The 24,187-nt window shown below is 36.3% G+C and carries 31 protein-coding genes; 24 read left to right on the forward strand and 7 right to left on the reverse strand.

What is annotated here, in order from left to right; all coding sequences use genetic code 11:
* Window positions 1-97 precede the first annotated feature (97 nt).
* The 3 genes from ACC612_RS11995 to ACC612_RS12005 all read left to right on the forward strand — a co-directional run bounded on the left by ACC612_RS11995 (window position 98) and on the right by ACC612_RS12005 (window position 3,096).
* The gene (locus ACC612_RS11995; RefSeq protein ID WP_371854789.1) at window positions 98-778 is read left to right on the forward strand and encodes a helix-turn-helix transcriptional regulator; all 681 of its coding nucleotides are present in this window, start codon (window positions 98-100) and stop codon (window positions 776-778) included.
* Window positions 779-880: 102 nt separating this feature from the next.
* Window positions 881-1,906, forward strand: a complete 1,026-nt coding sequence (ala, locus tag ACC612_RS12000) for an alanine dehydrogenase (RefSeq protein ID WP_371854790.1) — start codon at window positions 881-883, stop codon at window positions 1,904-1,906.
* A gap of 401 nt (window positions 1,907-2,307) precedes the next feature.
* The gene (locus tag ACC612_RS12005; RefSeq protein ID WP_371854791.1) at window positions 2,308-3,096 is read left to right on the forward strand and encodes a hypothetical protein; all 789 of its coding nucleotides are present in this window, start codon (window positions 2,308-2,310) and stop codon (window positions 3,094-3,096) included.
* Between the two features lie 6 nt (window positions 3,097-3,102).
* On the opposite strand, the gene ACC612_RS12010 is transcribed toward ACC612_RS12005, so the two are convergent.
* Together ACC612_RS12010 and ACC612_RS12015 are read right to left on the reverse strand one after the other, a co-directional pair.
* Entirely contained in the window at window positions 3,103-3,612 is a 510-nt protein-coding gene (locus tag ACC612_RS12010) for a hypothetical protein (RefSeq protein ID WP_371854792.1), read from the reverse strand.
* Between the two features lie 232 nt (window positions 3,613-3,844).
* Window positions 3,845-3,994, reverse strand: a complete 150-nt coding sequence (locus tag ACC612_RS12015; protein WP_371854793.1) for a hypothetical protein — start codon at window positions 3,992-3,994, stop codon at window positions 3,845-3,847.
* Window positions 3,995-4,248: 254 nt separating this feature from the next.
* Between ACC612_RS12015 and ACC612_RS12020 the strand changes: the two genes are divergently transcribed.
* From ACC612_RS12020 to ACC612_RS12055, 8 genes are all read left to right on the forward strand, one after another.
* Complete coding sequence (locus tag ACC612_RS12020) at window positions 4,249-4,995, forward strand: endonuclease NucS domain-containing protein (RefSeq protein ID WP_371854794.1); 747 nt, start codon at window positions 4,249-4,251, stop codon at window positions 4,993-4,995.
* A gap of 1,211 nt (window positions 4,996-6,206) precedes the next feature.
* Window positions 6,207-6,500 (forward strand): ferredoxin-thioredoxin reductase catalytic domain-containing protein, encoded by a 294-nt coding sequence (locus tag ACC612_RS12025; protein WP_371854795.1) that lies wholly within the window; start codon window positions 6,207-6,209, stop codon window positions 6,498-6,500.
* Window positions 6,501-6,524: 24 nt separating this feature from the next.
* On the forward strand, window positions 6,525-6,983 hold the full coding sequence (locus ACC612_RS12030; protein WP_371854796.1) for a (Fe-S)-binding protein: 459 nt from the start codon (window positions 6,525-6,527) through the stop codon (window positions 6,981-6,983).
* Window positions 6,984-7,004: 21 nt separating this feature from the next.
* Window positions 7,005-8,249, forward strand: coding sequence for a formylmethanofuran dehydrogenase subunit B (locus ACC612_RS12035; protein WP_371854797.1), 1,245 nt, complete (start codon window positions 7,005-7,007; stop codon window positions 8,247-8,249).
* Window positions 8,249-8,653, forward strand: a complete 405-nt coding sequence (locus ACC612_RS12040; protein WP_371854798.1) for a molybdopterin dinucleotide binding domain-containing protein — start codon at window positions 8,249-8,251, stop codon at window positions 8,651-8,653. Before ACC612_RS12035 ends, ACC612_RS12040 begins: the two co-directional genes overlap by 1 nt.
* Window positions 8,654-8,678: 25 nt before the next feature.
* Window positions 8,679-9,107, forward strand: a complete 429-nt coding sequence (locus ACC612_RS12045) for a hypothetical protein (RefSeq protein ID WP_371854799.1) — start codon at window positions 8,679-8,681, stop codon at window positions 9,105-9,107.
* Between the two features lie 198 nt (window positions 9,108-9,305).
* A complete protein-coding gene (locus tag ACC612_RS12050) occupies window positions 9,306-9,485 on the forward strand; it encodes a hypothetical protein (protein WP_371854800.1) in 180 nt (59 codons plus the stop codon).
* 121 nt (window positions 9,486-9,606) lie between these two features.
* The gene (locus ACC612_RS12055; protein WP_371854801.1) at window positions 9,607-9,762 is read left to right on the forward strand and encodes a PGF-pre-PGF domain-containing protein; all 156 of its coding nucleotides are present in this window, start codon (window positions 9,607-9,609) and stop codon (window positions 9,760-9,762) included.
* Here ACC612_RS12055 and ACC612_RS12060 read toward each other — a convergent pair.
* Entirely contained in the window at window positions 9,717-9,869 is a 153-nt protein-coding gene (locus ACC612_RS12060) for a hypothetical protein (RefSeq protein WP_371854847.1), read from the reverse strand. The two genes, ACC612_RS12055 and ACC612_RS12060, sit on opposite strands and share 46 nt — an antisense overlap.
* Before the next feature lie 532 nt (window positions 9,870-10,401).
* Window positions 10,402-10,848: a transposase gene (locus ACC612_RS12065; protein WP_371854802.1), complete on the reverse strand. Its 447-nt coding sequence runs from the start codon at window positions 10,846-10,848 to the stop codon at window positions 10,402-10,404.
* A 166-nt stretch (window positions 10,849-11,014) separates the two neighbouring features.
* Here ACC612_RS12065 and ACC612_RS12070 point away from each other — a divergent pair, with 166 nt between their 5' ends.
* From ACC612_RS12070 to ACC612_RS12100, 7 genes are all read left to right on the forward strand, one after another.
* On the forward strand, window positions 11,015-12,928 hold the full coding sequence (locus ACC612_RS12070; protein ID WP_371854803.1) for an archaea-specific SMC-related protein: 1,914 nt from the start codon (window positions 11,015-11,017) through the stop codon (window positions 12,926-12,928).
* A gap of 24 nt (window positions 12,929-12,952) precedes the next feature.
* Window positions 12,953-13,576 (forward strand): hypothetical protein, encoded by a 624-nt coding sequence (locus tag ACC612_RS12075; protein ID WP_371854805.1) that lies wholly within the window; start codon window positions 12,953-12,955, stop codon window positions 13,574-13,576.
* A gap of 50 nt (window positions 13,577-13,626) precedes the next feature.
* Window positions 13,627-14,043, forward strand: coding sequence for a hypothetical protein (locus tag ACC612_RS12080; RefSeq protein ID WP_371854806.1), 417 nt, complete (start codon window positions 13,627-13,629; stop codon window positions 14,041-14,043).
* 434 nt (window positions 14,044-14,477) lie between these two features.
* Window positions 14,478-14,933: a peptidase domain-containing protein gene (locus ACC612_RS12085; RefSeq protein ID WP_371854807.1), complete on the forward strand. Its 456-nt coding sequence runs from the start codon at window positions 14,478-14,480 to the stop codon at window positions 14,931-14,933.
* A gap of 12 nt (window positions 14,934-14,945) precedes the next feature.
* Entirely contained in the window at window positions 14,946-15,653 is a 708-nt protein-coding gene (locus ACC612_RS12090; RefSeq protein ID WP_371854808.1) for a winged helix-turn-helix transcriptional regulator, read from the forward strand.
* A 643-nt stretch (window positions 15,654-16,296) separates the two neighbouring features.
* Window positions 16,297-16,494 (forward strand): hypothetical protein, encoded by a 198-nt coding sequence (locus ACC612_RS12095; protein WP_371854809.1) that lies wholly within the window; start codon window positions 16,297-16,299, stop codon window positions 16,492-16,494.
* Window positions 16,491-17,225 carry a hypothetical protein gene (locus ACC612_RS12100; protein ID WP_371854810.1) on the forward strand — a complete coding sequence of 245 codons (735 nt, stop codon included), beginning with the start codon at window positions 16,491-16,493 and terminating at the stop codon, window positions 17,223-17,225. Before ACC612_RS12095 ends, ACC612_RS12100 begins: the two co-directional genes overlap by 4 nt.
* Window positions 17,226-17,460: 235 nt before the next feature.
* Here the strand turns inward: ACC612_RS12100 and ACC612_RS12105 are convergent, their stop codons facing one another.
* Together ACC612_RS12105 and ACC612_RS12110 are read right to left on the reverse strand one after the other, a co-directional pair.
* Window positions 17,461-17,919: a hypothetical protein gene (locus ACC612_RS12105; protein ID WP_371854811.1), complete on the reverse strand. Its 459-nt coding sequence runs from the start codon at window positions 17,917-17,919 to the stop codon at window positions 17,461-17,463.
* Between the two features lie 34 nt (window positions 17,920-17,953).
* A complete protein-coding gene (locus ACC612_RS12110; protein ID WP_371854812.1) occupies window positions 17,954-18,085 on the reverse strand; it encodes a hypothetical protein in 132 nt (43 codons plus the stop codon).
* Between the two features lie 144 nt (window positions 18,086-18,229).
* On the opposite strand from ACC612_RS12110, the gene ACC612_RS12115 reads away from it, so the two are divergent.
* From ACC612_RS12115 to ACC612_RS12125, 3 genes are read left to right on the forward strand one after another with little or no spacing between them, the layout of a single operon-like run.
* Window positions 18,230-18,997: a DUF6345 domain-containing protein gene (locus tag ACC612_RS12115; protein ID WP_371854813.1), complete on the forward strand. Its 768-nt coding sequence runs from the start codon at window positions 18,230-18,232 to the stop codon at window positions 18,995-18,997.
* Window positions 18,998-19,016: 19 nt separating this feature from the next.
* The gene (locus ACC612_RS12120; RefSeq protein ID WP_371854814.1) at window positions 19,017-19,946 is read left to right on the forward strand and encodes a hypothetical protein; all 930 of its coding nucleotides are present in this window, start codon (window positions 19,017-19,019) and stop codon (window positions 19,944-19,946) included.
* A gap of 36 nt (window positions 19,947-19,982) precedes the next feature.
* The gene (locus ACC612_RS12125; protein ID WP_371854816.1) at window positions 19,983-20,408 is read left to right on the forward strand and encodes a hypothetical protein; all 426 of its coding nucleotides are present in this window, start codon (window positions 19,983-19,985) and stop codon (window positions 20,406-20,408) included.
* A 46-nt stretch (window positions 20,409-20,454) separates the two neighbouring features.
* On the opposite strand, the gene ACC612_RS12130 is transcribed toward ACC612_RS12125, so the two are convergent.
* Window positions 20,455-20,928 carry a hypothetical protein gene (locus ACC612_RS12130; protein ID WP_371854817.1) on the reverse strand — a complete coding sequence of 158 codons (474 nt, stop codon included), beginning with the start codon at window positions 20,926-20,928 and terminating at the stop codon, window positions 20,455-20,457.
* 108 nt (window positions 20,929-21,036) lie between these two features.
* Here ACC612_RS12130 and ACC612_RS12135 point away from each other — a divergent pair, with 108 nt between their 5' ends.
* The 3 genes from ACC612_RS12135 to ACC612_RS12145 all read left to right on the forward strand — a co-directional run bounded on the left by ACC612_RS12135 (window position 21,037) and on the right by ACC612_RS12145 (window position 23,898).
* Entirely contained in the window at window positions 21,037-21,279 is a 243-nt protein-coding gene (locus ACC612_RS12135; RefSeq protein ID WP_371854818.1) for a hypothetical protein, read from the forward strand.
* Window positions 21,280-21,328: 49 nt separating this feature from the next.
* Window positions 21,329-22,117, forward strand: a complete 789-nt coding sequence (locus ACC612_RS12140) for a hypothetical protein (protein WP_371854819.1) — start codon at window positions 21,329-21,331, stop codon at window positions 22,115-22,117.
* 239 nt (window positions 22,118-22,356) lie between these two features.
* Entirely contained in the window at window positions 22,357-23,898 is a 1,542-nt protein-coding gene (locus tag ACC612_RS12145; RefSeq protein WP_371854820.1) for a NosD domain-containing protein, read from the forward strand.
* The last annotated feature ends 289 nt before the right edge of the window (window positions 23,899-24,187 follow it).

Raw genomic sequence — 24,187 nt, forward strand, 5'->3', positions numbered from 1 at the left:
TCCTTATAACCAGAACAGTATAATATATTATAGAGAGGGGTAATGCAGGCTTCCTTGATAGACACCATGCTGAACTCTGAGAAGAGAAAAAAATCTCTTGCTTCTGCTTCTGGAAGGGGAGAAAGACCGTGACCAGATCAAGACAGCCCTTAATGTTACTTCTACTGCTATTATCCCCCAGATCAAGAAACTTAAAGAGGCAGGTCTTGTCCTTCAGGAAGAAGACAATTATCGACTTTCATACATGGGTCAGGTGCTGGTTGAGAATATGCTTCCTTACCTCAATATTGTAGAGGTTTTTGAGGAAAACGAAGAATACTGGTTAACCCGTAATCTTAAGGGTATACCCTGGCCTCTCTTAAAAAGACTTGGGGAACTTGGAAATTACCTTCTCATAGAGCCGGATCTCAATTACCTATTTGAGTTTCCCCGGGAGTTCAGGGAAAATATCTTCAAATCAAATTTTGTTATGGCTTTTACTGCGTACTTCCATCCCGAATATCCTGTCATCTACTCAAAGCTTGCCGAGCAGGGAGTGAATGTTTCCCTTATACTTACACCTTCTGTACTTGAAAGACTTCAAAAGGACTATGCTGAAGAGATGAATAAAATATCTGCCTTCGAGAACACGAAGATTTTTGTAACGGATGAGGTATCAGGGCTAGCCACTATCGTGACAACTGATCGATTTTTATTTTTATGTTTCTTCAACAAAAGTGGCCACTATGATCACCGTGTGATCATGAGCTTTGATCCACGTGCTCTGCAGTGGAGCTAGGAGCTATTTCGAAATTATCAGGAAAATGCCAGAAAGTTGATCATGGAATGAGATTGACAGGATGCAATTCTTGGTCCCCTTGAATACCAAACCTTTTTACACATGTATATCAGAAATATAACAAGGATTTCTGAAAGTGATGTTTCTATGGATGTGCTATGGTTTGATCAGTCCGATGTTCAAAGCTTGCTGGATATGCATTCCACAATAGAAGCTGTGGAGAATGGGTTCAGACAGCATGGTCTTAAAAAGGTGCAAATGCCTCCTAAATCTTATCTCTATTTCCAAAAATACAATGGAGATCTGCGCACCATGCCGGTGTATATAGAGGAAGAGGATATTGCAGGTGTAAAAATAGTAAATGTGCATCCCGATAATCATCAGAAGGGTCTGCCTACTGTGATGGCAGTTATTGTGCTTAATTCTACGCAAACTGGTGCACCTCTTGCTATTATGGATGGGACATTCATTACAGATATGCGTACAGGTGCTGCCGGAGGTGTGGCCGCAAAATATCTTGCCAGAAAAGACTCACATATTGTGGGCATGGTAGGCGTAGGAGACCAGGCTCGTACCCAGTTACTTGCTCTATCCCAGGTCATGGACATCCAAAAAGTGAAGCTGTTTTGCAGGAATATGAGTCACTGTGATCATTTTGAGAAAGATATGAGCCATCTCATGAGCTGTGAGTTTCTGAAAAAGGACAAGATAAAGGATGTATGTGATTGCGACATCCTGGTGACCACCACTCCTGTACGTGAACCAATAGTCATGTCTGAATGGATTAAGGAAGGCACGCATATCAATGCAATAGGAGCAGATGCAAAAGGTAAAGAAGAACTGGACCCTCAGCTACTGCTACGTGCTAAAGTGATAGTAGATGATATGGTACAGGCATCACATTCTGGTGAGGTAAATGTACCTCTGTTAAATGGTATAATTACGCAAAAGCAAATCTACTGCGAACTTGGAGAAGTAGTCTGTGGTATTCATCCTGGAAGGCAGTCTGATGATGAGATAACCATTTTTGACTCCACAGGACTTGCAGTGCAGGATATAGTCACTGCCAATATGATATACAAGAAAGCTCTTGAGCATGGCATGGGTCAAAGCATAAGGATGTTCTGAGAAGAACTTAAATTCGGATTCTGATATAAAAATCTATTCCTTTTTTTAGTTGATACTAAAAGATATTTAAAAGCATCTTAGGCATGCTTTTATATTAACAAAATGATCCTCTTGGAGAGGATAGAGGTATTAACAAAAAAGGCTTGAACTAACTATGAATAGTATTGCAGATTTTATACTATTAGAATTAATCAAAATTTAATTCCTTAGAGCCTATTGATATTAGAGACTCAACTGAGTATAAAAAATATTATATATATATCATCTATTTTTTAATCAAATATTTATGCTTCTTCTGCTGTGCATTTTTTGCTATTGAATCTAAAAGTGAAATCATGTACACCTTTTATATATTTGTTCCATTAAAATCTAGACTCATTACTTTAATGGTGGTGGATGCAATGCCCGTTGAAGAGAACACTACAATAAAAACGATAGTAGATAAAATCGCTTTTAATGTCAAAAACTACAATTTGGATAACAAGCGATACAATGTTGACTACCATCGTTTTATCAGTTCCAGATCTAATGGAATAAAAAAAGAAAATGGTTTAAGCAACTGGCTTAAAAAATCAGAAGCCAGCAATTCGATTTTCATATTTCTTAGGAATTTCAATATGAATGCCCGCGCAAGTAAACTCGTCGAGATAACAACATTTCATATGAACATACAAAAGATACTTAAAAATATAGATGTTGATTGCTTAAATTGTTTTGATATGTCAATGAGCCCACTATCGTTTCAATGTGGAACTTCAACAGTCGCTGATGAACTAAAAAAGCTCTTTAATTACTGTGCCTCTCCTGGCATATTCTCAAATTCCGGTGGTTTTGTAATTGGAAGTAAAGTTATCCACTGTATTTTCCCTCACATCTGCCCTATGATAGATGCACATCACATCGGCATTTCTTTAAATCGAATTCATGCAGATGATTATTTCCCTCCTGGAAATAGCTGGAAAGATTATTTAGGTTATTCTCCAATCGGAAAGTTAAATCCTTCCACCCAAGGGGCAGGAAGAAATTCTTGGAAGGATGATCAATTTCTATGTTCTATTGGTTTTTATTCCCGTATCTATCAACAGTGGCAGAAAGACAATGGAGAGCCAGGAATAGATGCTTTTTTAAAACTTGATATGCGTAACCATTGCTCCGGTATTCCCAGAATTATAGAAAAAGCTCTTTGGTAAATCAAATTATCTCTTTTTAGACCGTAGGGCAGTAATCAATTCATCAGGTTTTCTCGAGTCAAGAAGGAGACTTTTCCCATTAGTGAGTTTGATTAGTACCTTATCATAGCTTCCGCATTGATATGAGGTTTTATTGGGATAGCGTCGTATCCTCCAGCTGAGAATTCCATCCAGAAGTCCACCCTTTGATTTTTCATAGGACTCAATACTGTTAAGCGGATAGTGTTTGAAAGTCAATTGTGTTGGGAAATACCTTATACGCAATCCGTCATCACGAATTTCTGTTGTCATCTGTATTTTTGAGAAGACAAAACCTAGTATAGCAAAAAGAAATACTGGAATTCCTGCTATAATCAGAAGAATGGAAGGAACTTCAGGAACAACAGTAAAGATAAACAGAAGAATCGCGATTATCGCCAGAGTCATTATCCCTGCAAAAGCAAAGAACCACTGCCATTTATCAAAATACTGGTTTTCCTGAAAAATAATGCCAGTTTCTGAGTGTGCTGTGGTCATGGATTTATTTCACCTGATTGTCTTGATGCTGTACCAATTTGAGGCTATTTCAGTACTTATCTATCAAGCTTTCGATTTTATTCTGAAATACTGAACTAAACAAAAATGACATCAGCAGTTATTAATCAATAGATCGGTAGGAAGGCCGATATGTCCATTTGAAAGAAAAGAAATGATAACATTGGATGCTATCAAAATACGTTTTACAGAAGTCTTTTGTTGTTTTCAAAGGTCAATGCATGAAATATTCCATACATGCCCTTTGAACAAAAAAGATCATGTTGTCCTTCAGTTGTACTTCTTGTTCTGAAAGCTCTTCCGAATTCAGGTATCTAAAATAGATTTCCTGGAACTGAATAAATGTCGTTTTGTCGTGTTCCATAGAATTCCCCTCATATGGTAAATTAGTTATATGTACAATATTAGTATATAAATATTTACGCAATTGCTGCTATTGATTTCTTGTAAATTGAGAAAGGTGAGCATTTTCTATCTTTTTGTACTGAATTAGTTACCGTTTTTGTGCAGAAATTGCGCAGCACTGAACTTACATTTAGAAGATACAGGCTGTTTCTCCATTATACGCAAAATTTTTATAATGGGTATCAAATGTACATTTACAAATGGAAGTTAAAAATGATCACCTATAGGCTCTATACAACCAATGAGACCAAAGATAAGGATTCTGAACTATATCCTACTTTACTTTCTGCTGTTAAGAAAAAGCACGGAATCAACTATGAACTCGTAGATCTTGATACTTTGAACGAAGCACAGAAAGAAAAACTTGTTGAAGACATAAGAATTATAAGCAGGAAAAATGGGATTGGTGTAGTTAGTAAAGGCACTGGTGCACTTCCGATTTCCCGTAAGAAGAAACTGGGGAAGATCTGTATCCTGTTGCAGATGGATGAGGGACAAATAAAGAACATCTATCCGCAAGAGAAAAACAAGAAAAGAACAGATATTAGTTTTCACTTGAAACAGGTATCTAAAGCGAGCAATATTGATGAGATCGTCGATCATAGTTCGATTTCAGAACAAGATCTGTCCCGAATGATCTCTACTTTTCCCGAACTTATAGAAGATGGATTGGAATTCATTGACACTGAAGTGGAGATCGAAGGTGGAAGGATAGATGCCGTTTTCAAAAGTAAGAAAGATGAATTTCTTTTGATTGAGATCGAGATCGAAGCCAGGGATAATGCTATAGGCCAGGTACAGAGGTTTATCACATATTCAAACAAATACTCTATTCCTCGCGAAAAGATAAGGCTGGGAATCGTTTGTGCTAAGATCGGTGAGAGTCGATTGAATGCCTGCATCGGTGCTGGCATCGAGGTTTATGCACTTAGCCTCGAAAAGAAAAGCTCCGCAATCTGACTAAATATTTATTTATTTATGATTTTATAACATAAAAAAGAAATGAAAGGAGGTGTTTCCTCCCATAAATAAAAATTAATAATATTTTTTAACTCAATTTACTTTCTCTTCTGGGATCCACCAGATGGGTATGTGTGGTAAGATGCTTCTTCCTGTGCTGGCTTCTTGGATCCTGATTTCTTTTGTTCCTTTGCTACCATTTAGTTCACCTCCGAGTGACGAATGATATTTTCTGTCCATTCCTGTTAACAGTGGCATTCAGGAAGCAATATTGTATTGTCCTCAGTCTCAGACTGCAGTCAGCATACAAAGCTTCTAAATTGCCTAGTTATTGAGAAATGTGGGGGTTTAACCCCCCGAAAACAAATATTTAGTAATTACTTCTTTTTCTGCTCTTTTGCAGGTGCTGGGGATTTTACTCCCTTCTTCTGTGCATCCTTTCTCTGTTCCATTATTTTCACCTCATCAATAATACTATTATGACAATCGTTTACAGTAATTTTGAGTAATTACTTCTTTTTCTGCTCTTTTGCAGGTGCTGGGGATTTTACTCCCTTCTTCTGTGCATCCTTTCTCTGTTCCATTATTTTCACCTCATCAAGAAAACACTGATTGATCAATAGCATTCGGCAATTTTGAGTAATTACTTTCTTTTCTGTTCCTTAGCAGGTGTTGGGGCTTTTACTGCCTTCTTCTGTGCGTCCTTTCTCTGTTCCATTGTTTTTCACCTCCGTCGGGATAAATACCGATTTGCCAATAATAGACGGTGAACCATCAACAGACATAGGTCCCTTTGGATAGTCACTCGATCTATCTTATTATCTGTATTCTTAATATATAAATTTAATTATATATTACAGTTATTGATTGTTGGTTTATTCGCTATCAATCGCCAGCTAGGCTGGAATGAAAATTGGAATATAGTATTTAAGTTAGCAGGAAATTTAATCTTAAAAATCCTAGGAGTGATCATAAATTAAAAGAAAAAGCAACATCATCTTGATGAAATATCTTTAATGCAAAGCGTTACAGATTTAATCCATCTTCTCCATAATATCCTGCATTGGACCCTTTGGATCGTACCTTTATTCCCAAACCATGCCTGGAAATTCGGGATTCCCACATTGATCACATATTCAATGGACCTGCGGGTATGAAAAAGGGAAATGGGCCCAGAAGTGCATTATCTAAAATAAACTCTGGTGATATGGATGACCAAACACGAACACATCGTTGAAAAGACCAAGGCGTGGCTCTCAAGGTATGCTGATAAAAAAGGGTATATTCTGAATCCTAATGAAGAAATGTTGCATTTAGTCATTGAAGGTCTTACAAAGAATAGAAATGAACTCGGGCGCCAGTATTGTCCCTGCAGGATAGTAACTGGAGATAAGGAACAGGACAGGAACATTATTTGTCCATGTGTGTACCATGAAGAAGAGATCAAGACCAGTGGAAGTTGTCATTGTGGTCTTTTCTTTAAGAATAATGAGAATGAATCTTGATGTGTCTTACAGGAGATAAACACCATGGCCAATGTGATGGAGATTTACCAGCTGTTACCAAAGACAAACTGCAAGAAATGCGGTAAGACTACTTGCATGGCCTTTGCAGTGGATCTGCTGGCACGCAAAATGAATGTGGACGACTGTCCACCGCTCAAAGAGGAAAAATATCGGGCAGGATATGAAAAATTAAGCGAAATGATAACTCCAGTGGGTAATGTAACCGAAACTGGTTTTCTTGTACATGAGGACAAATGCATTGGCTGTGGCAACTGTGTGGTTGCATGTCCGGTAAATGTAGCAGCTGATCCAACCGGAACTGGCAGTGGCAGAGCGCCGACTAATGACAAGGTGATTATCGTTATAAAAGATGGTATAGTCAAGCCAGCAAATATCCAGGAATGCCGCCGTTTCGGTCCTAACAAGACCTTGTGCTATGCGTGTATCGACACATGTCCAACAAAGGCAATAGAATTTGTGTAATCTCTTGCAGGAGTGATGATTTTGGAGAACGGACCGTTTGTATGTACTGGCTGTGCCTTGCTGTGTGATGATATATCGGTAGAGCTGCAGGATAACAGTATTGTCAGAGTGGATACTGCATGCAGAAAAGGTGTTTCACGCATAAAGGGCTGCATTTCACCCATGCCCTGCACAGTAGATGGAAAAGCAGCAGATATCAACACTGCAATAAAGGAAGCTGCCGGTGTGCTTAAGGCTGCAAAGCATCCTTTAATCTTCGGGCATGGAAATTCAACTCTGGAAGCACAGAGAAAGGCCATAGAGCTCGCAAAAAAACTCAAAGCACATATTGATGACACTTCTTCTTTCTGCCAGGGTCCTCTTGTTGAAGCTATCCTCAATGAAAAGTTACCTACCTGCACTCTGGATGAAGTGCGTCACAAGGCTGATGTGATCATTTTCTGGGGTGCTGACCCATCACATTCACATCCAAGACATCTCTCAATGTATTCTTATTTTCCCCGGGGAAAACAGCGTCAAAGAGGCTGGGAAGAAGACAGAAACGCTATAGTTATCGATGTTAGAAAATCCGACACAGCTGTGGTCTGTGGAAAAATGTTCTATGAAATACCCATAGGAACTGATTCTGAATTTATGGATTCCCTTATTAGTGCTCTGTCAAATAAAGTACCGAAGACATCGTTTAATATGGATCCCAAAAGGATATTGGAACTAGCTAATGTCCTGAAGAAAGCAGAGTTCGGAGTGGTGTTTGCTGGCCTTGGCATGACATATTCCCTTGATTCACTGGAGCCTTTGTTCAGACTGATGAACAAACTCAATGAAACTTCTAAATTCCACCTGATACCCATGGTGGGGCAATACAATATGCGTGGCTTCGATCATACTCTTTTCCAAGAAACCGGTTATATTAACCGTGTGTATTTTAACGGAGAGAGCATTGAGCATGGACCTCAACAATCTGTTGTGGAACTAATAAGCAATAACGTTGTAGATGCTGCCTTGATCATCGGCTCAGATCCACTGGCAAGCCTACCGGGGCAAATTGCAAAGAAACTCAGCAAAATACCACTTATTACCATTGATCCCTGCGAGAACCTGACATCCAGAAGGTCCAAAGTGACAATTCCATCTGCTCTTAGTGGTGTGGAGTGTGGAGGTACTGCTGTGCGCATGGATGGTGTGGAAGTTGCACTTAAACAGATTCTAGATAGCAACAGGCTTACAGATGAGCAGATCATTGCACGTATCATGGAGGAGATATGATGGGATTTGGACAATTTCTTACAGAACCTGAGTTCAAGTTCATGATTGTTACTCACAGGGATATATTCCAGAACACCGCCCAGGAAAATTCGAGGTTTAGTGCTCAATATGCAGAGCTTTCTTCTGTCATCAGGCTGGATAAAGAAGACATGAAAAAAATGGGATTGAAAGCGGGAGATCTGGTTGTTGTAAAAAACGCTTCTGCCAGAGTCGTATTAAAAGTGGAAACTTCCGCAATCCAGGAACCTCATCCGGGAACCGCATTCATGATCAACGGTCCCTGGGCTAATGCACTTGTAGCTGCTGAAACAGGAGGTACTGGTGTGCCGGCATTTAAAAAGATCGAAGTGATGCTTTCAAGATCAAAAGGGGAAAAGGTTACATCACTTGCTGAATTAATCTAGTATGGATGTCTGAAGGAGTATTGGTATGACTTCTGGTACAGAAAGCTTTTGGGAAGGGAAAAATTATCTGGTAGTGACCGATCGATCAAAGCCAGCTATTAAATTAACCATTGACGAGCTTAAAAAAAGAGGTCTGTCCGTGCAGGTCATGGATGTCAAAGGGATGGACGCGGATAAGATCAACGCTAACCTTGAAGCACTGTCCTTGCCAGTGGAAAAAGTTGTGATAGGGATCACAGCAGTAGAGCCTGCTGATATCATTAGATACCTTATGAATAAAGGTTGTAAAGATATATGGGTTCACTGGAGAACTGACACTGAACAAGTACGTGCACTAGTTTCTGATGCAAGAGGCAATATTATGATCGGCAGGTGTCCTATGCTGTACCTGGGCAGCGGACTGAGCATTCATGGAATGCACAGACTAATTGCACGTTCCCTCGGTAAATATTGATTTTTTTGATTTTAGATATATCAGGGATATGGAAAAGCTGAAAGTATTGTCTTTTTCATCTTTACTTCCCACCTGCTGAATTGTCTTGAAGGATGCTTATTTTATTCAAGGCAAAGTATTATTTTCACATACGGCCTCGCCAGAACAAAAGTGAAATCCTTATATCCTCATAAACCTTTTCGCGGTTTGAGGATCATCATGAATATAGTCGTAACCTGCTACAACTGCCGAAAAGAGTTCTTTGCAGCCATTTCGAACAATCAATTCGTCCGAAGATGCGCCAACTGCTTCAAACCAAACCGAATAAGGACAATTATTGATGGCAAAGCCCATGGAGAAGATGATCTGGCTGTAAAGCTTGGGATGGAGTCTTATTAACTCTTACTTGCCTATTTTTGCTTTATTTACTTCTCATCCTAAAGCACATCCCATGAATTTCCAACTTTTAAAAATGCTTTTATAACACTTCATTCATATTCTATAGGGGAAGCTAATCCAGATGGGACTAAGCCCGGCAGATGTAAGACTACAGAGGTATAATGGAGCTGCGTGGGAAGTGTTGCCTACTAATGTGGAAAGCAATACCACGGACTATGTAGTATTCGAATCTCAAACGTCTGGCTTCTCTCGGTTTGCGATCACTACTGAAAGGTAGGTTGTAGCTTCTGTACCTGCTGAAACGGCTACAACTCCAATCCAGAAGGAAGAGGCAGTTGTAGAAGAAGCACAACCAGAAAAGACTCCGGGATTTGGATTTAGCATGGCTATTCTCGTAATAGGAATACTTGCAGCAGGATATGCCTATGTGAAAAGAAGTCAAAAATGATCTATGTTACCCTGTACAAAGGTACAGGGGAATTTACAGTAAAAGTGAGTATTGATCATGTATAAATTAAATCATGTAGGATGTTGTAGGTACAAAAAACATTACAATATTACTGAGATCTAGATGTTATTAAAGTTTGGTTATATTTTATCTATTTGCACTCTATGCAATTGTGGAGATAATTTATTTTTCCCTATTTTATTCAATAAATACAATTTAAGGACATATATAACTGAAATAGCCTATTTGAAATATTCTTTTTCTGAAATTGCTTATTGTTGAGGATTTTTGTGTGCCAACTTGTTTCATATATTCTATTGTTCGTATTATCGTTCGAGTTTATTTGGCATTTTCATCAATTACCCTTATATTTTGAACTGATCTTTTATTACATATCTACGTTATGTAACTCTAGCATTTCCAAAATTTATAAGTTAACATTGATTGGTTACCTTTTCTAGATAAATATCAATCCACTTGATGCATCTGGGATTTTATACGATCAGATGTATACTTTTTTCGAATTACTAATACTTGTTTATGAGTATACTGGACTGCGAATTCTTTTAAAATGAGCTCTTTGATCTCTTTTGTTGACCACTTTTCCCTTTCATTTAATAATATCTTTAGTTTCTCTTTTTGTTCATTGGATAGTTTAGAAGGAGAACCACCTGCAAATCTTGGTTTCAGACCATTCTGACCATCAATATTCCATCTTTCCTGCCACTGATATGCAACAGGTTTTGAAATCCCAACAAGTTTAGCAGCTTCTTCTACTGAAACGCCTTCGTAACGGTGTCTGATGAAATATAAACGTTTCAAGAGTCGTGTGGTCTTTTCTAATTCTTTGATCTTTTTATTTAATTCATTTATAGATAGATGATGTTGTATTGGAATTTGTTCTGTTTTACTCATAATAGATGGTTTATAATCATATGTTATAAATATTTGGTTCAATTATGGATGTATTAACAAATGAACCAATAGCTACAAGAATATTTATTTATAGGTAGATTACATGTTTTTAACATATGGTTTTTGTTGAAAAATGGATTTTTTCCATACTTAAGGAATGACCAAAATGGATTTTGCATATAGAAAGGTTGTTGTAAAAAATATTGGCGGATTACACTATATTGAAACCGAGATCTTGCCAGGTCTAAATGTAATGGAACAACCAAACGCATCTGGTAAAACATCCTTTTTGAGGGCTTTTTCGCTTCTGGTGACACCTTCTGGAATTCACAACGATTTGGGTTACATTCTCAGGTCTATGTCTTCAGAAGGGTTTGTATCTATCATCGATAAAGATAAAAATGAGATCAGAAAAACGATCGTAAGGAATCAGAATAATATTGTGGTTTCTGGACAGGACATGTTCACTCCTGAAGTTTCAGAGCTGGTAAAAAGATTTGCCATAGGAGGCAGCGATAATGAGATCCTTTCAGCCATTCGCTCTGGAAAAAACCTCCGGAGTCTTATTGCTGTTGACACTAATATTATAGAGAAACTGAAGTACGAAATCAGAGTTAAGGAAAGTGAACTAGTAAAGTTTTCAGATGAGTTGAAGATAGCTCTGAACGCTCCGCATGAAAAATTATCAGCAGAAAAGAAAAAACGCATACTAATGGAAGAGATCAAAGAACTTGAACAAAAACATACGATTCTCAAAAAACAACATGATAGTATAGCTCTTTCTAATGTTGAAAACAGCGGAATAAGCAATGAAAAACTTAAGGCCAAATCATCTGAACTACAACAAATAGACTCGAAGATCAATGATAGCAATAGAAATGTCGAATCCAAGAAAGAAAAAATAGAGAAACTTTCCCGTGAAATCCACTCAATACGTAGAAATCTGGATCGCCTTGGAAATGTTGATTCTCACGAAATCGACAGGATTGATAAAGATGTGGAAAACATTGAATATCAAATACAAAAATTTGCTTCGGAGATATCTTCCCTGGATATGACGGCCCAGGCTGCCAGAAATCTTGTAAAACACTTAGAGGATAATCCTCCAACCGATAAACTACTGGATGCTTTATCAGATGATTTTCATGTATCTTGTCCACTCTGTGGGCATGATTCCGGAATTGAAACGATTAAGAAGCAAATTGAATCTATCACAGAAAAAAGAGCAAAGATCCAGTCAGCTATCAAAAAACTAGAACAAGACAAACATGGTTTAATAAAAGAAAGGAATTTTCTGATCCAGAAAAAATCAGAAATTTCTGAAGCAATTTCTCTACTTCGGTCTAAGGAAATGGCCATCAATCAGGAAGGCCACAGTATCAATACAATAGAACAAACAATTGATGAACTTAAGCTTAAAAAAGAAAAGCTATATCTTGAAATCATGGAACTGTCAAAAACAATTAATGACCTCTTTGTTAGCATTACTATGGATCTTGCCAAAACCAACGAATCCATCGGAAATAAAAAAAGCATACTTGATCAGCTCAAAGAGGAGATTTTGCGGTATGATGGGACTATTCGTGAGATCGATAAGAAAAAACATCTCATTGCCGACCTAAAAAAGGAAGTGAATGATACTAAATCCCAGCTTCATAAAATTGAACTTCGCATTCAGGAGCAATTCAATAAAGCAATTCAGGAAATCTATCTTATACTGGAATTCGATAGCAACGTGGGTAGAATAATTCTGGATCAAAATTATGATCTTGTGGTTTCAAGAAAAACTGATAAAGACAGTGTATACCGGGATATGGATTCCATTAAAACTTTGAGTAAATCGGAGCTTGAAGTAATAGGATTAACCATAATGATCAGCGGATATATAGTTAATAACCTGAGAGAATATTTCCCCTGCATTTTATTTGATGAGCTTACATTTTTGGATCCCAATCGGCTGAAAAGCCTTATGGATTACATGGGGAAAATTACGGGCTCAGTCATACTTACAAAGCTTCCGCCAGAAACAGATACAATGAAAAAGAGGCAAGTAGGGATATCTTCCAAATCAATTACCTGAGCAATTCAAGGCTGTGGTCATATAATGGAAAAGAAGTCAGTATCTGTTGTAACGAATTGCCATATATGTAATATCCTGAATAACGAGATCCTCGACAAAAGTATTAATGAGTGGCTGATCGATCACTATTCTGGAGAACACATCGAACCATTAAGCATTGCTGCCTTAACAAACAGGTTCAATGAGCAACTTCTTCAATACTATTTTTTGAAACAGCATCCAAATATTGACCCGACATTTGACTTTGAAGTATTGAGGGAATACTTGCAGGAAGTGTATCTTGACAATGATGATCATATTGATAGCAAGCTGTTTTCTATTGGAAATTCTATCATAAAACATTTTGAACTGGACCCAATTTTTCTTTCAACACGACTGGTAGCTCCACACACCATGCAACATCATCTTCAAAATTGTCTGGCGATCAGACCCGACAAACTAAGCTCTGAAGAAAGTCTCCACGTTAAATTTCTGCAGGCTACCGAGTTTGCTCACAAGATATTGCAAAGTCCGCTTGATATTGCAATAAACAACGGCCTTGCATCTGCAGATACACAAATTGATATTTATATCAAAGATATAACAACTGGAGAAATGCGTCCTATTAAGGAATGGATTACAAAAATCTCTAAAGGGAGAGTAATTTAGCCATGTTAGCACATCTGCGCATCATGTCGGTCATTAACCTATTTACTAGCATGAATACGACACGTATTGCCGAGTTTGCAAACTTACCTCGAACAACAAACAATGCGGAAATACTTGAATTATCTCAGGTTGGACTTATCAGGGAATCTGAAAGATCAACTCCACACATGACATACTGGGAATTGACTCCTATGGGTATCGAATTACTTGATACTTACCGCAGACTTCTTCCGGCAGATTGTCTAGTTAGTATTGACACACTTAAAGAAAGCAATAGGGAAAATTGTTTGAAAATAATTAATTCATTAAAGGAATCTGAAAAAACAAAAAAAACACTTTTGGAACAGCTTGGCATTGCAAATAAAGAGCTGGAACTATGTTTAACTTTTCTTTTAAGAACAGGTTATCTTCAACTTGACGAATCAAATAATACTCTATATTACAAATTAAATATCAGTGTAATGTGATAATACAGATAAGTTCTTCATGTAACTTTTTGAATTAATTGCTATACTAATCTCATCCATCTGAATCCATTCTTTGCTGTCTTTTTAAATAGTAGTGATTGAATTTTCAGCAAAAAATAGAAATTATCAGTTCATTTAGTGGCCATAATTTATTTATATTGTGTGTTCTTTGATATTAATGTCAAAAACGAATCTTAGAACAAGAAACAGCAACTATGGGATAGAGGATGAGTAAAAACCCTCGATTAGGGGGTTGAATCCATAAAAATGGGTGATCAGCGCATCACCCATTTCCTAATATATTGATTTTCTTCTAATAATATATTCAATTCTTGTTTATTTTCTTTCTCAATTCGGTCAATGGCTAAAATTCTTATATACTTTGTTTGACTTCAATACTTATTGCAAAAATCAAGAAATAAGGAGAATAAAGATTGAATAGGATAATAATGGGATTTGTAGTATTTTTGCTGTGTATTACAGTCGCTGGAGCAAGTGCTTCTAATAGCGAAGATGAAGTATCATTGATTTCTGCATCGGACCTCGGGTACAAGATAATCCCTGCAGAAATAACAGATAGTGATATTGGAATAAAATCAGTATATGATACTATAACCCAAGGAGAGACAAACTGGCATAGTAAGACAGTTAGCACGAATATTCAAAGCATGACTGTTAACTTGGACTGGGGAGATACAAGTGATTCCCTAAGACTTAGTATATATAATCCAAATAATTATTGTATAGGAACTTATTATGATTCTGCCGATGGAACAATTAATGGAAGGATTAGAATATACATTACTAATAGTAATGGTATAGAAAAAGGAACTTGGAAATACAAGGTATACGGTTACTCAGTTAGTGGAACTGAAGACTATTCGATTTAAAGGTTGTAGAATATGAAAAGAATACTTCTGGCAAGTATAATTATTTTCTTTTTTTTCACATCGCCTTGCTATTGTAAAGATTATGTAATTCTAACCCAACCTGATCCAAACTTGATCAATGATGACAGTGGTGCAGATGCCAATATGACTTTTTGGGATTTGCCACTTTCTTTACAACTGGTCACAATTAGTTCACTTGTCTTAGCACTCGGTTGGAAGATGGCTGCGGTATTAATCGCAAGGATAAAAGACGAGAATAATGATAATCGCCTGAAGATTCTTCAATTCATTGAAAGAAATCCTGGAATTAGTGTTAATTCCGTTAAAAGGGATTTAAGCCTTAAAAGAGGAACTATCCGATACCATATAAGCGTTCTTAAAGAAGCTGGAAAAATCGTATTATTAAAAAACGGCAATTATGTCAGCTTATTCAAGAAAGATCAAGATGTATTAAACAATTTATATTCCAGAAACATCGAGCCTTATTTGCAAGGTATTACCTGTAAAAAGATATGCTGGTTAATATATGAAAATCCGGGTATTACAAATAAAGAGATATCTGAAGAATTAGGACTTACAAAAAGTGCTATTACTTCCCATATTCACAAGCTGGCAGAAAATGGATACTTGGTTGTAGAACCAAATGGCAAATCAAAGAATTATTATTTCAAAGAGAATTGCCATCCGGATATGATTCAGTACTTTGAAAGAATTGATTAAACTGCTTATTCCCTTTAAATTAAGAAAGGTGACGGTATGCAAGAAAATAGAATAAAAAATGTGCAAGCAATTGGCTTGTTTTTAGTAGGACTTGGGAGTATTATAACTACATTGACATATATTTATAGTTTATTAGAATATTTCTCTATTGTGGGGATGATCGTTTTCTTAATCGGGACATTTTACTTTTGGAAATCTGAAAAAATGAGAAGACAAAACAAACATATAATTAAACAATAGTCAATTGGAAAAAATCAGGAAAAGGTAACATGGATGAATCCCTTATAAAAAGCCGACTCTTGTATTTCATCATACCTCTTATCGTATGCATGTTATTAGGATATTTGTCTCATGATTTAATTAGTGGAATTCGTTCCGGGATTGCTATTGGAATCGGGTTCTTAATAGGAAGAGGGCTAGTAGGAGAGCATTGAAAGAGGAGTAGATTAGAAAATGCAAATGGAAATAGTATTAGTATTAGTATTACCGGCCCTTTTTGCAGGAGCAATGCTGTTTCGTCAAAAATACCATCGGCATCATTTTTCATTCCAAAGATCAATACTTTTCGCTGCTGTGGCTACATTTGTGCTATATGCAGGAATGATAATTGAATTGCAGTTACTATATTGAATATGAGGTATAAATGGGGAAAGAAAAATACGGTCTGTTATCCAGACTATTTTCGACACTTGCTATTATAGTTGCATTATACAATGCTTATAACACATGGTTTTACGATTTTTATAGCTCTTCTCTTAATCTTCTTGTTCTTGTTTTCATAGTACTTTCCATTTCTTTTAACAAAAAGAACGATCAAACAAAATCAGGTGATGCAAAATGAATAAGATACTAAAATATGGATTAGTCGTTGTAGGAATCCTGCTACTATTTGTAGTGGGTATACTAAGCTTCTATACAATAGCTCCTATGCCAAACACAGGCCCTGCACAAGGTACAATCTCTGAAAAAGATATTCAGAAAGATGAAATCATTCCCAATGAAGCAACAAGTTCTCATGATGAAGAAGAGGCTTTGACTAACAAAACTACTATTGCTATCAGTGCATCGCTGGTATATCTGAATTTCACGCAGCTTAATCAGCAATCTGAACTCATTATAACTGGTACTGTTAAAGAGATCCTTCCTTCAAAATGGAACACACCTGATGGAAAAAGACGAGTCAATGCAATTGAAGATATTCCGGAAAATGATACAATGTACACTGATATTATTATCAGGGTCGATCAGTGTCTCAAAGGTTCACTCGAAGATCAGGAGATCAGGGTACGTAATATGGGAGGAGAGGATGATATTGTTAGAATTGATTGGGAAGATGAACCATCTTTCAAGGAGAATGAGAAAGTGTTATTGTATCTTTGTGAGGACACATATCCAGTAACAAAGGATATTGGCCCGAAACACTATGTTGTAACAGGCTTTTCTTTGGGAAAATTCACACTAACAGATGATGGACTGGCAATAAGAGAATACGAATATGTTAACCAGACAGAATTGCTGGATTCAATCAAGAAGGAGTACGAGCCGACTATTAAGGGCATCGAGGAAATGTGAGAAGATTGCCCTTTTTATTTTTCTGGGATATTGAACATATAGCTGCCTTTCCGCAGATGTCAAGAAAAAAACAGGTATTTTCTCTTTTCAGGAATTCGTGTAGATAATATCCAATATTTGTAATACTATATGTTATTAATATATTAAATAGTAATACACATATTTGAAAAATAACTGCAATTCAGATAATTGGCAAAATTCCAAGACATCTGCGGAAAGTGGGATATAGGCATTTTCATTTTGGGAATATATAAGGCATCAACAAATCAGCAACATGATTGAAAATCATGATCAGTAAGATAAAGAAATTGAAAGTAAACTCTTTTGATCTTTGTGTTTCAGCAAGCCGACTTCTTGATATAAAGTATATCAAGAATATGAGAATATATCCTCCAGCCAAATTAACATCACTGATTAGTATGTAACGCGGTGATATGATGACTATTACAGCATACCATAATATCATGCCAATTACATTGCTCATAATACTGATCTTATCATCTATCTTTTTGTTGGAGTCAATAACGTTCTTTGATAAAAGGTAGTGACATGATGCTAAAGAAAATGCTATCGGACCATACATAATCCAATCAGATATTGGAGTGGTTTTTTCTACAGACATGAACACTGAAAAAGACCAGATTAGATAAACAGTGAAACCTACTATATATCCTAACAATTCCTTTAATTCCATATTAGTTCTCGACATTCGCCTCACCATTTGTTAATTAAGCTGTTTCCAAATACGGTCCTTGTCCTGTAACAAGCTCTCCCTTCAGTGACTTCCATTCATCTTGAGGACCTAATAACTGGATATCCATAGTATTCTCTATAACTGTTTGCCTCCAATAGGAGTTCATATAGATGATAGTTCAGGTAATGGCTATAATAGTTTAATAAGAATATAACCTTTATTCATTGAACATATTTATAAAATGTATTTAATATCCACATGATGGATATGTACACTAAAATCGTTTAGTAACAAGTTCAAGAGGAGTAAGATGAATAAAATTCTACAATTAAGAACATATCATGTTGCAACATGTATTATGCTATTGCTAGCACTAATTACGCTTGATTCCACTGTAGTATCTGCAGGAACTGGTGATGGAAATGATGTTTCTTCTCCAGAAGTTGGTGTTGAATGGGTAAATGATTATACATGGCCATCAGCCGATCTATCATATTGTGACGATTCGGCAAATGGATTATATAATAAACTGGGAAATGTTGGATGGACAAAAAGATTCAACAAAGGAAATAGTAATGCAAAAGCATCTCATTTTGAGCAGGCAAATCAAGATTCTCAATATATTGATTCTGTAGATATTGCTTTGTATTCTGGACATGGTTCCACAGACAAGCTAGATGTATCAACTGTAACTGAAAAAGTATACCACAATGAAGCCGAGTGGGGGGATTATGATTTAGAATGGATAGGTTTGGACTGCTGTCTAGCTGGAACAAGTGATTTTTCGTCATCATTTAATGGAGCACATCTTATTCTAGGTTTTTCGACGACAGCATATGATTCTGATCTTGGGTCCCATTGGGCCGATTATCTTGTTGATAGTGGTGCAAATGATATCGCATATACAGTTAAAAACTCATGGTTTTATGGTGCAGACATAGATCAACCAAATGGAAAAATTGGGAAAGTAATGGGAGAAACATCCAGCTGTGGAAACGATTACATCTGGGGACAAGGGACTGTGATCGCAGATCCATCTGTAGATGGGTCTTTTACATCTTGGACATACAACATGTAATAGCAGAGAGGTTGTTTCAATGAAAAAAATTACTATAATATTAGGATTGGTAGCATTATTTGCTGCAGTATTATTCTCTCAATCAATTAATTTTAAAGATAACGTTAACGTCCTTACTATGAAAGGTGAAGATAATATTCAATATGAAATGAAATCTTCTTTCCCTGTTCTTAATGATACTGCTAAAGTCTACGTAACTAAGACTCCTAAGGTAAGTAATAAGTATGTTACAGAAATCGGAAACAAATTTGGTATTATAAATTCCAGTTCGGAAGATACAGATTTAGGGACATTCAGTTTGTTCAATGGGGAAAAACATTTGATTGTTTATAAGAATTCAGGTGCTGTATGGTATTCAATGCCAGCAAAAATGGAACCAGTAGTAACTGTACAACCTAATCTTCCGAGCACAGATGTAGCTACAAAAATAGCAACAGATTTTTTGGTTTCGACAGATAGTCTACCCAAAGACGCAGAATTTAGTGATGTTGTTGCAGATCAACAAATTACAGGTGAAAAGGAAACTGGAAAGATTACACAAATCTATAATGTCACTTTACAGGTGAGATATCGAAGAGAAATAAATGGTATGCCTGTTGTAGGTCCTGGCAATAAACTTAAGGTATTTATAGGAGATAACAATGAAATCGTAGGCCTTTTCAAAGTATGGAGAGATTTCGAACCCTATACTGAAGTTAAAATCAAAACTCCAGAACAGGCATATTCTGATCTTTTAGCAAGTAAAGATGTAGTACCAATGCGTATAGAAGGTGATAAAGTCATTATAAAGGATATAACTTTTGGTTATTGGATGGAAGCTGCCGATAAAGATCAAGAATATGTATTACCAGTATATATTTTCAAAGGAGATGTTATAAATTCAAATACTGGTTATATGGGACAGTATGAAGGATATGTTTATGCAACCGAGGATGGGAGATTACCTTAATCTCCTTCTTCCTTTTACATGCGTAGGTGAGGAGCTGTGAACACATTCTCAAAGGCACTAATACTAGGACTGGTCATTATTGCCTCTTTATTTTTGGTATGGCATTTGATATTTCCAGTAACTATCAGTAATGTTTACCTTGATAACGAAAGCCATTTTTATTTCACGCTTTCAAACAATATGAATGAAGAAGTAAACCTTATTTATAAATGGCATCTTGATGACCCAAAGGCAGGATCACCTGTATATTCAGGGAAAGGCGAAATCATATTAACGAAAAAAGGTATTACTGATATAGTGGAATCTTTTTCCCCAACCAATGACTATGATCAGAGATTCTTTATTATGAACATAGAGATTTTCAAAGATGGTTCTAAAGTTGGACATTACTCGAAGCAGAAAAGTCCAAATGATTGGAATTATACCGCATTACCACCAGTGAAAAATTCTATGTTCCCATGAATACCAAAATAGGAAAAATGGCGAAACAACCAAATCAATAACTTTCTCATTTTGGAAACATGTAAGGTATTAATAATCCTGCAACATTGTTGAAGATCATTAACAACACCATAGAATAAGTGAAAGTGAACTCTTTTGATCTTTGTGCTTCAGCAAGCTGACTTCTTGATATAAAATATATCAACAATATAAGAAGATACCCTCCAATCAGATTGAAATCCTCGATCTGTGTATAATGTGGAGATAGAAGAACTATTACAGCAGACCATAAGACCAGACCAATTACATTGCTCAAGATGCTGATCTTATCATCGATCTTTTTGATAGCACTGATCACTTTCTTTGAAAAGAGATAATGGCACGATGCTAAAAAGAATACGATCGGACCATACATAATCCAATCTAATATTGGAGTGATTTTTTCTGTAGATATGAACACTGAAAAAGACCAGATCAGATAAACAATGAAACCCACCATATGTCCCAACAATTCCTTTGAGTCCAGATTAGTTCTTGACATTTGCGTCTCCTAGTATGTGGCAGTTCAGGCTGTGGCCACAATTCATTAATAGTATGGAAGTAACTACTCATTGGACATATTTATACGATGTGCTTTGAGGGAGAGCAAATGCAACCAACAGTAAAAGATGATGAGAATATGAACGATGACTGCTTGCGTACATTAGAGATAGTAGGAAAAACATTTGTACTCACCCCTATAATTGTTGCATTACCACTTTTAGCATACGCAATAATTACCGGAAAGAACATTGTATCTCCGGGCCCTGGTGCTGGATATAGCGCAGGCCTGATGATATCTGCAGGGATATTTCTATTGATATACGTGTCTTACAAAATAATTCGAAAATAAGCTACACCTTAAGAAATCAACTACCATAAGTCCTTTAGGAGAACTATACATGAGAACACTGTTCAAAGTGATGACGGTATTTTTTCTTGTAGCAGTAATCGGTTTTTTCGTAATATCTTCATGGATAGAGGACAGAAACCAGGAAATGTATAACCAAAGCTACCAGAGCAGCTATAGCTACTCGGTTGAGATATCGCCCAACGCTAGCCTAAAAAATGTGACTCTATACTTGCCACTCATGGTTCTGAATAGTACTTCTGCAATTGGAGAAGATATTATCAAAAACAACTTCAATGAAAATGATCACTCGTGGAATTATTCCCTTGTAGAAACCGAACATGGGCTCATGCTTTCCATGAAGACCGATGAAATAGATCCCACGTTCCATTCCCGTGAGGGATATGTTGTCAAAGGTAGCGATCCTGAAGAAACAAGGGTGTGGACTTCAGACGAATATTCTAACAAAACTCCGATCCCTGATATGATCATCTTTTCAACAATGATTAACTCGAACCGTACTATCGATACACTGGACCCTCTTAGTAATGACGTGGTGCTCCAGCCAAAATATAACGTCAAGCCCACAACTGATGAAGGTTATTCTTTCAGGAAGCAGTACGATTATGAAAGTATTCTATATGCAGAATACGAAGCCTCTCCTGATGCAATTGTAGAGATCACAATTATGGCAGATGGAGAAAATTCATGGTGGATCATGGGATGGCAAGGGAACGATTATTCGGATTGGATGAACGTCAAATTGTTCGGGCCTCAAAAAGGATGGACAAAAATAGATGGATTTCTTGGTAGTGGAGGCGGTGTCTACAGGGATACGTAGTTTGTAGTACGAGATCCCTATAGACTTTTTTTGTTCGCTTTGGTATTCCTTAATGTACCACACTCTAAACTCTATTGATAGTTAGGTCAATGGCTAGAATCTTTTTAAATGATAAGTACCTATAATCATTGGACACATTTGTGAAATGTGTTCCGAGATCTAAACGACAAAGTAAATCCATCTTTTTTGTCAAACATTAAACTATATGTAAGATTGTTATAATGATCTAAAGAGTTACCATGCTAATAAAATATTGCTTAGTTGGGATTTTGCTTTTATTGTTGTCGAGTACTGCGGGAGGAAGGATCATTATTGTCGATAACAGTAGAAAGGAGGATTTTTCATCCATCCAGGAAGCGATTGATACTGCTATTTCTGGTGATATTGTCGTTGTTGATGAGGGGCAGTACACTGAAAATATTGTTGTTAATAAAGAACTGTCTATAATTTCAAATTCAACAAATCCAGAGGATGTAGTAATTCGACCTCGAAATCCAGAGGACAGTATATTCTCAGTCCAGGCAAATAATGTGACAATTGAAGGTTTCACTTTGTCTGGGATGAAGGGTAAAGGAAATGGGATATGGCTCTATGATTCCATTGGTTGCTCTTTGAAAAATAACATTATATCGGGGAATTTCTGGGGTATCTTCTTGGAATCATCGGATGAAAATACAATTGAGAGCAATTTTTTGAATGACAATGACAGATGCGGTATTTTTTTAGTAGAATCTCATCAGAACTTGGTTGAAAATAACAATATAAATAACCAGTATGATGGGCTAGTTCTTGATTCCTCAAATAGCAACATCTTAAGAGATAATCTGATATGCGAAAACTCTAATCTCGGAATTATGTTGAGGGATGATAGTAACGGGAATCAATTGTATGAAAATAAAATGAACAACAACATGTTCAATTTTGGAGATGTAGGTGGTTTTAATGAAATCGATAGGAGTAATCTGGTAAATGGTAAAAGTATCATTTATTTAAATGGTGTTTCAGATATTCGAATTGATGTATCTTCAAATGCTGGGACTGTCTGTTGTTATGACTGTGATAATATAACTGTGAAAGATCTTGTTGTTTCAAATAATTCATGTGGAGTAAGCTTTTATAATGCCGAAAGAATAATTTTGCATAACCTCAGTTGTACAAATAATGGCCACGGTATATATTTAATGGATTGTTCGGATTGTACCATTTCAAATTGCAGCGTTCAAAATAATTCCCATGCTGGAATATATCTGGATGATTCTAAAAAGTGCTTGGTCGAAAAAAATAAAGTTTTTTATAATTATTATGGTATCTATTTGAATGCTGATGATTGTGAGCTAAATCAAAACACAGTTGTAAAAAGCACAATTGGAATTATGTCAGGTATAGCTAATAGTAATCTGATAGAGAATAACGGTATTTACAACAATGATATCGGGATATCATTCTATTTATCGGACAACAATGAAGTAGAAAACAATGAATTTTCAATGAATAAAGAATTTGGCATTTTTCTTCAGCATTCCTGGAACAATTCAATAACAAGTAACACAATAAACCAAAACGATGTAGGTATCAGGTTCAAAGAGTCAAGTATCAATAACTCTGTTAGTGGAAATTATTTGTCAGATAATGAAGAGTGTTTCATCGGGGAGAAAGAGAATAGTCTTTTTAATAACACATGTACGAATGCAAATGGAGAGCATTTCTTATCGTTCATGTATCCTGTAGATCTGATTTTTGTGATAATTGGAGCATCCTGGTTGCAAATGCATAGAAATTAACTCAACAACTTCACAATGCTTAGGTCAATTCTTGGATGAATATAGTAGTATTAATAATTTCTCCCATCATCCTGTTTGTCACATCGATCATAGCATTTCTAAGGAAAGACATAACTTTGTAAACTCTATTGATAGTTAGGTCAATGGCTAGAATCTTTTTAAATGATAAGTACCTATAATCTTTGAACGCATTTATGAAATGTGTTCCGAGATCCAAACGAAACCTTGCAAAGTAAATTTGGATCCCGGGTAACCAAAGGCATAGAAATAGTCGCTTTAATAGATTATG

It is taken from the genome of Methanomethylovorans sp., from assembly GCF_041447285.1.
In the GTDB taxonomy this organism is placed as follows: domain Archaea; phylum Halobacteriota; class Methanosarcinia; order Methanosarcinales; family Methanosarcinaceae; genus Methanomethylovorans.

Coding starts and splice junctions, on each gene's coding strand:
- ala (WP_371854790.1), top strand. CDS start 881: ATGTATATCAGAAATATAACAAGGATTTCTGAAAGTGATGTTTCTATG.
- ACC612_RS12005 (WP_371854791.1), top strand. CDS start 2,308: ATGCCCGTTGAAGAGAACACTACAATAAAAACGATAGTAGATAAAATC.
- ACC612_RS12010 (WP_371854792.1), bottom strand. CDS start 3,612: ATGACCACAGCACACTCAGAAACTGGCATTATTTTTCAGGAAAACCAG.
- ACC612_RS12015 (WP_371854793.1), bottom strand. CDS start 3,994: ATGGAACACGACAAAACGACATTTATTCAGTTCCAGGAAATCTATTTT.
- ACC612_RS12020 (WP_371854794.1), top strand. CDS start 4,249: ATGATCACCTATAGGCTCTATACAACCAATGAGACCAAAGATAAGGAT.
- ACC612_RS12025 (WP_371854795.1), top strand. CDS start 6,207: ATGACCAAACACGAACACATCGTTGAAAAGACCAAGGCGTGGCTCTCA.
- ACC612_RS12030 (WP_371854796.1), top strand. CDS start 6,525: ATGGCCAATGTGATGGAGATTTACCAGCTGTTACCAAAGACAAACTGC.
- ACC612_RS12040 (WP_371854798.1), top strand. CDS start 8,249: ATGGGATTTGGACAATTTCTTACAGAACCTGAGTTCAAGTTCATGATT.
- ACC612_RS12045 (WP_371854799.1), top strand. CDS start 8,679: ATGACTTCTGGTACAGAAAGCTTTTGGGAAGGGAAAAATTATCTGGTA.
- ACC612_RS12050 (WP_371854800.1), top strand. CDS start 9,306: ATGAATATAGTCGTAACCTGCTACAACTGCCGAAAAGAGTTCTTTGCA.
- ACC612_RS12055 (WP_371854801.1), top strand. CDS start 9,607: ATGGGACTAAGCCCGGCAGATGTAAGACTACAGAGGTATAATGGAGCT.
- ACC612_RS12060 (WP_371854847.1), bottom strand. CDS start 9,869: ATGCTAAATCCAAATCCCGGAGTCTTTTCTGGTTGTGCTTCTTCTACA.
- ACC612_RS12065 (WP_371854802.1), bottom strand. CDS start 10,848: ATGAGTAAAACAGAACAAATTCCAATACAACATCATCTATCTATAAAT.
- ACC612_RS12070 (WP_371854803.1), top strand. CDS start 11,015: ATGGATTTTGCATATAGAAAGGTTGTTGTAAAAAATATTGGCGGATTA.
- ACC612_RS12075 (WP_371854805.1), top strand. CDS start 12,953: ATGGAAAAGAAGTCAGTATCTGTTGTAACGAATTGCCATATATGTAAT.
- ACC612_RS12080 (WP_371854806.1), top strand. CDS start 13,627: ATGAATACGACACGTATTGCCGAGTTTGCAAACTTACCTCGAACAACA.
- ACC612_RS12090 (WP_371854808.1), top strand. CDS start 14,946: ATGAAAAGAATACTTCTGGCAAGTATAATTATTTTCTTTTTTTTCACA.
- ACC612_RS12095 (WP_371854809.1), top strand. CDS start 16,297: ATGGGGAAAGAAAAATACGGTCTGTTATCCAGACTATTTTCGACACTT.
- ACC612_RS12100 (WP_371854810.1), top strand. CDS start 16,491: ATGAATAAGATACTAAAATATGGATTAGTCGTTGTAGGAATCCTGCTA.
- ACC612_RS12105 (WP_371854811.1), bottom strand. CDS start 17,919: ATGGAATTAAAGGAATTGTTAGGATATATAGTAGGTTTCACTGTTTAT.
- ACC612_RS12110 (WP_371854812.1), bottom strand. CDS start 18,085: ATGAACTCCTATTGGAGGCAAACAGTTATAGAGAATACTATGGATATC.
- ACC612_RS12115 (WP_371854813.1), top strand. CDS start 18,230: ATGAATAAAATTCTACAATTAAGAACATATCATGTTGCAACATGTATT.
- ACC612_RS12120 (WP_371854814.1), top strand. CDS start 19,017: ATGAAAAAAATTACTATAATATTAGGATTGGTAGCATTATTTGCTGCA.
- ACC612_RS12130 (WP_371854817.1), bottom strand. CDS start 20,928: ATGTCAAGAACTAATCTGGACTCAAAGGAATTGTTGGGACATATGGTG.
- ACC612_RS12135 (WP_371854818.1), top strand. CDS start 21,037: ATGCAACCAACAGTAAAAGATGATGAGAATATGAACGATGACTGCTTG.
- ACC612_RS12140 (WP_371854819.1), top strand. CDS start 21,329: ATGAGAACACTGTTCAAAGTGATGACGGTATTTTTTCTTGTAGCAGTA.
- ACC612_RS12145 (WP_371854820.1), top strand. CDS start 22,357: ATGCTAATAAAATATTGCTTAGTTGGGATTTTGCTTTTATTGTTGTCG.